Annotated in this window: 7 protein-coding genes; all 7 read right to left on the bottom strand. The window is 72.0% G+C overall.

Annotated elements, in window-relative coordinates; translation table 11 throughout:
- Positions 1–603 (bottom strand): primosomal protein N' family DNA-binding protein (locus ABEA87_RS41370; protein ID WP_459112890.1); only part of this gene is annotated, 603 nt, incomplete at its 3' end.
- A 225-nt stretch (positions 604–828) separates the two neighbouring features.
- Positions 829–2,022, bottom strand: a complete 1,194-nt coding sequence (gene metK, locus ABEA87_RS41365) for a methionine adenosyltransferase (protein ID WP_345639256.1) — start codon at positions 2,020–2,022, stop codon at positions 829–831.
- A 101-nt stretch (positions 2,023–2,123) separates the two neighbouring features.
- Positions 2,124–3,377 (bottom strand): bifunctional phosphopantothenoylcysteine decarboxylase/phosphopantothenate--cysteine ligase CoaBC, encoded by a 1,254-nt coding sequence (coaBC, locus tag ABEA87_RS41360; RefSeq protein ID WP_345639255.1) that lies wholly within the window; start codon positions 3,375–3,377, stop codon positions 2,124–2,126.
- A 78-nt stretch (positions 3,378–3,455) separates the two neighbouring features.
- Complete coding sequence (rpoZ, locus tag ABEA87_RS41355; protein ID WP_345639254.1) at positions 3,456–3,725, bottom strand: DNA-directed RNA polymerase subunit omega; 270 nt, start codon at positions 3,723–3,725, stop codon at positions 3,456–3,458.
- A 292-nt stretch (positions 3,726–4,017) separates the two neighbouring features.
- Positions 4,018–4,338 carry an integration host factor, actinobacterial type gene (gene mihF / locus ABEA87_RS41350; RefSeq protein WP_345639252.1) on the bottom strand — a complete coding sequence of 107 codons (321 nt, stop codon included), beginning with the start codon at positions 4,336–4,338 and terminating at the stop codon, positions 4,018–4,020.
- A 146-nt stretch (positions 4,339–4,484) separates the two neighbouring features.
- The gene (gene pyrF / locus ABEA87_RS41345) at positions 4,485–5,327 is read right to left on the bottom strand and encodes an orotidine-5'-phosphate decarboxylase (protein WP_345639251.1); all 843 of its coding nucleotides are present in this window, start codon (positions 5,325–5,327) and stop codon (positions 4,485–4,487) included.
- 433 nt (positions 5,328–5,760) lie between these two features.
- Positions 5,761–7,035 (bottom strand): adenosylmethionine--8-amino-7-oxononanoate transaminase, encoded by a 1,275-nt coding sequence (locus ABEA87_RS41340; protein ID WP_345639260.1) that lies wholly within the window; start codon positions 7,033–7,035, stop codon positions 5,761–5,763.
- Between the last annotated feature and the right edge of the window lie 27 nt (positions 7,036–7,062).

The following is a 7,062-nucleotide window of genomic DNA, read 5'->3' as shown; positions in this document are numbered from 1 at the left end:
GTCGCCGCCCGCCCCGTCGCCAAGGCCGCCGCTTACGCCGGCGCCTGCCTCGCCACCGGCGTCGTCGCCTGCGCTGCCACCCACCTGATCACCCGCGCCCGCACCCGCGTCGGCGTCGGCGTCGGCGTCGGCGTCGGCGTCGGCGTCGGCGTCGGCGTCGGCGTCGTCGCCCACGCCGGGGTCTGCCTCGGCGGTCGGCTCGGCGCTGACCCCTGCGGCCGGGTCGGCGCTGCTCTCAGCCGCCGGGTCGGTGTTCGCGGCCGGCGGGGCCGGCTCCGGCGGGCTGGCCGCCTCGACCCTGGCGTGGCGCGGCGGCACGGCCAGCCGCAGCACGTCGGACAGGTTACCCGCGTACCGGTCGGCGATCGCCCGGGCCAGCCTGGCGATCTCCGGGGCGAGTACCGGCTCCGGCGAGACGACCCGCTCCAGGTAGGACAGCCGCCCGCCGTGCTCGGACCGCGCCACCCGCTCCAGCAGGTACCCGTCCACGAGCTGCCCGGCGAACCGGACGCGGACTCGTACCCCGGGCCGGGCGACGGCGTCCAGGCCGACCGGTACCAGGTAGTCGAACGGGCGGTCCAGGTGCGCCAGGCCCACGTCCACGCTGATCCGCGCCACCGGCAGCTGCGCGGCCGGCTCACGCTCGGCCCTCTTAGGGGCGGGCATTCGGAAGTTCTACCAGACCACGGGCGTCGCCCGGCCTCCCGGAGGCCGCCCGCGCGCCAACCCGGGGGCGAGACGCCTCCTCGCCGGACGGGCAAGCCACAACGCGAACCGCGCCACTCGCGGTGAGAACACGCGAGCGGCGCGGTTGCGCGAGAATCCGGATCAGTCGGACGCGGCGGCCTTGAGGTCGGCCACCCGGTCCGTGCGCTCCCAGGTCAGGTCCGGCAGCTCCCGGCCGAAGTGGCCGTAGGCGGCGGTCTGCTGGTAGATCGGGCGGAGCAGGTCCAGGTCCCGGATGATGGCCGCCGGGCGCAGGTCGAAGACCTCGGCGATGGCCTTCTCGATCCGGGCCACCGGCACCGTCTCGGTGCCGAAGCACTCCACGAACAGGCTGACCGGCTTGGCCTTGCCGATCGCGTACGCGACCTGCGCCTCGCAGCGCTCGGCGAGGCCGGCGGCCACCACGTTCTTGGCGACCCAGCGCATCGCGTACGCCGCCGAGCGGTCGACCTTGGACGGGTCCTTGCCGGAGAAGGCGCCGCCGCCGTGCCGGGCGTACCCGCCGTAGGTGTCGACGATGATCTTGCGGCCGGTCAGGCCGGCGTCGCCCATCGGGCCACCGATCTCGAACCGGCCGGTCGGGTTGACCAGCAGCCGGTAGCCCTCGGTGTCCAGCCCCAGGCCCTCGATCTCGGGGGCGATGACGTGCTCGCGCACGTCCGGGGTGAGCAGCGAGTCCAGCGAGATGTCCGGGGCGTGCTGGCTGGACACGACTACCGTGTTCAGCCGGACCGGCTTGAGCCCCTCATATTCGACGGTGACCTGGGTCTTACCGTCCGGCCGCAGGTAGGGGATCGTGCCGTCCTTGCGGACCGCGGACAGCCGGCGGGACAGCCGGTGCGCCAGCGCGATCGGGAGCGGCATCAGCTCGGGCGTCTCCGAGCAGGCGAAGCCGAACATCATGCCCTGGTCGCCGGCGCCCTGGGAGTCAAGCTCGTCGCCGTCGCCGGCGGTGCGCGCCTCCAGCGCCCGGTCCACGCCCTGCGCGATGTCCGGGGACTGCGAGCCGATCGCGATGTTGACCCCGCAGGAGGCGCCGTCGAAGCCCTTCTTCGACGAGTCGTAGCCGATGCGCAGGATCGTGTCGCGCACGATGTGCGGGATGTCGGCGTACGCCTGGGTGGTCACCTCGCCCGCCACGTGCACCTGGCCGGTCGTGATGAGGGTTTCCACCGCGACGCGGCTGTGCGGGTCGGAGGACAGGAGCGCATCCAGGACACCGTCGCTGATCTGGTCAGCGATCTTGTCCGGGTGCCCCTCCGTCACCGACTCGGACGTGAAAAGACGGCGTGCCACGCTGCCCCCTTCGAGGGTCGAATATCAGCCTTGCCTGATGGTTCCATAACGAGGTTTTTTGGGAGTCTACAGTCCGACGGCCGTCGTTTGGCCCGTGCCCGCTACAACGGTGGAAATGACGACGAATCCGACGATAAGGATTGCCCGATCAGGTCCCAGACCGCATCGGCCAGCTCGTCCTTGGCACGGCGCGGCAGCTCGACCGACGACCCGTCCGCACCGATCACCGTGGCCGCGTTGTCCTCGGTGCCGAAGGCCAGGCCCGGCCCGACCTCGTTGACCACGATCAGGTCGGCGCGCTTGCGCGCCAGCTTCTCGCGGGCGTGCGCGATCGCGTCGTGGGTCTCCGCGGCGAAGGCGACCAGCACCTGGCCGGGGCGCTTCGCGGCGCCGAGCTCGGCCGCGATGTCCACAGTGGTCACCAGCTCGATCGTGGGCGCGGACCGGTCGGCGGACTTCTTGATCTTCTCGGACTGGTACGCCGCCGGCCGGAAGTCGGCCGGGGCGGCCGCCATGACGATCACGTCGGCGTCGGCCGCGGCCTCCACGGTGGCCTTGCGCAGCTCCTCGGCGGTGCCGGCTCGGACCACCTCGACGCCGGGCGGGGTGGGCAGGGACACGTTGGCGGCGACCAGGGTCACCCGGGCACCCCGCGCCATCGCGGTACGGGCGAACGCGTACCCCTGCTTGCCCGAGGATCGGTTGCCCAGGTAACGCACCGGGTCCAGCGGCTCCCGGGTCCCGCCGGCGGTCACCACCACGTGCCGGCCGGTCAGGTCCTGGGGCGGCACCGAGCCCCGGGCCAGCGCCAGCCGCGCCAGCGCGAAGATCTCCGCCGGATCGGGCAGCCGGCCCTTACCCGTGTCGGCACCGGTGAGCCGGCCGGTCGCCGGCTCGATGACCAGCGCGCCGCGCCGCCGCAGGGTGGCCACGTTCTCGACGGTGGCCGGGTGCTCCCACATCTCGGTATGCATCGCGGGCGCGAACACCACCGGGGCCCGGGCGGTCAGCAGGGTGTTGGTCAGTAGGTCGTCGGCCATCCCGTGGGCGGCGCGGGCGAGCAGGTCCGCGGTCGCCGGAGCGATCACCACGAGGTCGGCGGCGCGGCCGAGCGCCACGTGCGGCACGTGTCGCGCGTCGGACCAGACATCGTCGGCCACCGGCTGGCCGGATAGCGCTTCCCAGGTCGGCGCGCCGACGAAGCGCAGCGCCGACGCGGTGGGTATCACCCGTACCTGGCAACCCGACTCGGTGAAGAGTCGGAGCAGTTCGCAGGCCTTGTAGGCGGCGATCCCACCGCCCACCCCGAGGATCACCTGGGGAGCCTGTCGGGGCACGGCGTCCTGCGCAGACACGAAAAACCTCTCAATGACGGCCACGGGCGACGACCGCCCGCGGCCGGTCGCTCGCGGACGCGGCCGCCACCGGTCGGGTCAGCCCTCGATGGGCTCGGCGACCAGCAGTCCGGAGTTGATCTCCCGCATCGCGATGGACAGCGGCTTCTCCTGCGGGGTGGTCTCCACCAGCGGGCCGACGTACTCCAGCAGGCCCTCGCCCAGCTGGCTGTAGTAGGCGTTGATCTGGCGGGCACGCTTGGCCGCGAAGATGACCAGCGAGTACTTGGACGCGGTCTTGTCGAGCAGTTCGTCGATCGGCGGGTTGGTGATGCCTTCGGGATTCGCGACGGTCACGGCAGTCCTCATGCTCGGGGGTATCGATGGGCAACCGACCAAGCTTACCAAGCTCTCGGTCACGGGTTCCCGCACGTCGCGGGCCCGCTGCCCGGGTATCGGGCGAGCCGCCGCCGGAGGCGCTCGTCCGCGCCACGACCCGGCTTCCCCGCCCTCCCCCGAAAACCCGGGGAATGGGCGAGCGCGCCCGGATCAGCTCGATCACCTGCCCCGGCCGTACCCCGAAGGGTCCGGACCGGGCCGCCGGTCGAGCTGCCGGACGCGCATCGTCGTTGCTCACTGCCTGTTGAGCACGCTCACCGGCTCACTTGCCGGTGGCGAACTCCCCAAGCAGTGCCTTGCGCTGCTGGTCACCGAGGCCGCGCAGGCGGCGGCTATCAGCGATCTTCAGCTTCTCCATGATCTGAGTTGCCCGGATCTTGCCGATCCCGGGCAGGGCCTGCAACACGGCCGACACCTTGAGCTTTCCAACGACTTCGTCGTTCTCAGCCCGGTCCAGCACGGCCGCCAGCGTGATCTTGCCCGCCTTGAGCTGCTCCTTAAGCTCTGCACGGGCCTTGCGAATCTCCGCAGCCTTCTCCAGCGCAGCGGCACGCTGTTCGGGGCTCAGTGTGGGGAGCGGCACCAGTTCTCCTCAGGTCCATCTCGCGCCGGTACCTAGCTGCACGGCGCATGTGAATCGTGGTGTGCGTGTGGTTCCCAGCGCCGGGAAAACTAGCGGCCAGCGACCGTTTCGGCAACGTCGGACGCGGCAGATCACGAAAATTGTGATCAGGAGGTAGTTGCCAGCGCTACCTCGCAGGCGGCCAACGCACGTTCGGTTGCGACGCGTAGCCGCGCCGTGTCCGGCCCCTCGCCGAGGATCTCCCGGGAGTACGACGGCAGCACGGAACGCCGGGCATCCCCGAAAACGATTTCCAAGTCGGCCGCGCCGGCACCCTGCGCGCCAAGGCCCGGCGCGAGGATCGGGCCATTGACGGAACTGAAGTCATGATCGGTTTTCCCGATCGTCGCGCCGACCACCACTCCGACGTTGCCCATCGGCTGCACACCGGCGTTGACCTGGGAAACCTCGTCGAGGATGAGCTGACCGACGGTGCGCCCGTCGGCCGTTCGGGCGTGCTGGATCGAGGGCCCTTCCGGATTCGAGGTGAGCGCGAGGACGAATAGGCCACTGCCGGATTGATCAGCGATCTCGATCATTGGTCGGAGCGAGCCGAAGCCGAGAAATGGGCTCACGGTGATCGCGTCGGCGTACATCGGACTCGATGGGTCGAGGTACGCCTGGCCGTACGCGGCCGCCGTGGAGCCGATATCGCCCCGCTTGACGTCCAAGATCACAAGCGCACCCGCCGATCGCAACTGTCGGATAGTTGACTCAAGGACGGCCGTGCCCCTGGTGCCGAAACGCTCATAAAACGCCGACTGAGGCTTGAAAACGGCGACCCGGTCGGCCAGCGCCTCGACCACGATGGCGCTGAATCGCTCCAACCCGGCAGGATCGTCACTTAGCCCCCAAGCGGACAGAAGCGACGCGTGCGGGTCGACACCGACACACAGTCGCCCGCGCGCCGCGAGGGCGGCCTCCAGCCGGGCCCCGAAACTCTCCGTCACGGTAATTCCTCTCAACTCGGACAACTGGCAATATATAGCCGCTCGACCCGCCGCGCGGGCCGAGCCATGCCTCCTGGCATTGCCGGAGCCCGCGGCGCCGTGGCCGGTCAAGGCCCCTGTACCGGCCCCCAAGCCCCCGTGCCGGCCCGCGGAGCTTGTGCCGGTGCCCCGGGGCACCGTGGCGCCCCGGGGCACCGGCGCCGCAGCCTGGCGGGCCCGGCCCGCCCGCGGGCCAGCCGTCCGAACCCGTGCACGACGGTCCTTCCGTGCGAACCCGTGCCAGGCCAGCCGAGCCAGGCCAGCCGAGCCGGGCTGGGCACGGCCGGGCTGGGCACGGCCGGGCTGGGCACGGCCGGGCTGGGCACGGCTGGGCACGGCCGGGCTGGGCCCAGGGCGGGGAGTCTGCTGGACGCGGCCCGGTGCCGGGCCGGGCTCAGCCCGCCCCGGCCGCGGCGGTGATGGCGGCGCCGATCTGGGCGACCTCGGCGTCTCTCGTCACGTACGGCGGCATGGCGTAGATCAGGTCGCGGAACGGCCGCAGCCACACCCCGTGCGCCACGGCAGCCTCGGTGGCCGCCGCCAGGTCCACCTCGTGGTCGAGCTGGACCACCCCTATCGCGCCCTGTACCCGCACGTCGCGCACGCCCGGCACCGACCGGGCCGGCTCCAGCGCCGAGCGCAGCCCCGCCGAGATCCGGGACACCTCGCCGGCCCAGTCGCCGGCCCGCAGCAGCCCGATCGAGGCGTTGGCCACCGCGCAGGCCAGCGGATTGCCCATGAAGGTCGGGCCGTGGGCCAGGACCGGCACCTCTCCCCCGGAGATCCCCTCAGCCACCCGCCCGTCGCACAGCGTGGCGGCCAGCGACAGGTACCCGCCGGTCAGCGCCTTGCCCACGCACATCACGTCGGGCCGCACGCCCGCGTGGTGCATGGCGAACATCGTGCCGCTGCGGCCGAACCCGGTGGCGATCTCGTCGAACACCAGCAGCACGTCGTGCTCGTCACACAGCTCGCGCAGCGCCCGCAGGTACGCCGGGCTGTGGAAGCGCATGCCGCCGGCGCCCTGCACCACCGGCTCGACGATCACCGCCGCCAGCTCGTCGGCGTGCCGGGCGATGGCGTCGGCCAGCAGGTCGGAGTACCCGGGGTCGGCCGGCGCGTCGAAGCCCGCCGGCGGCTCGGGCACGAACACCTGCTCGGGCAGCACCCCGGCCCACAGCCGGTGCATCCCGCCCTCGGGGTCGCACACGCTCATCGGGTGGAAGGTGTCCCCGTGGTACCCGCCCCGCCAGGTCAGCAGCCGCCGCTTGGCCGGCCGGCCGCGCGAGCGCCAGTACTGCAGGCACATCTTGATGGCGACCTCGACGCTCACCGAGCCGGAGTCGCTGAGGAAGACGTGGTCCAGCCCGGTCAGCTCGACCAGCGTGGCGCACAGCCGCACGGCGGGCTCGTGGGTCAGGCCACCGAACATCACGTGGCTCATCCGCCCGAGCTGGTCGCGGACCGCCTCGTCCAGCACCGGGTGCCGGTACCCGTGGATCGCCGCCCACCAGGACGACATCCCGTCGATCAGCTCCCGCCCGTCGGCCAGCCGCAGCCGCACCCCCTCGGCGGAGGTGACCGGGTAGCTGTCGCGCACCCCGGGCATCGGTCCGTACGGATGCCAGACGTGCGCCCGGTCCAGCTTGAGCAGCTCATCCGGGCTCATCGCGGAACCGAACTCACTCATCGCGCC

It is taken from the genome of Rugosimonospora acidiphila, assembly GCF_039543385.1.
GTDB classification, from domain to species: Bacteria; Actinomycetota; Actinomycetes; order Mycobacteriales; family Micromonosporaceae; genus Rugosimonospora; species Rugosimonospora acidiphila.
Note: the sequence above shows the minus strand (reverse complement) of the source record. Positions and strands in the feature narration are given on the sequence as shown.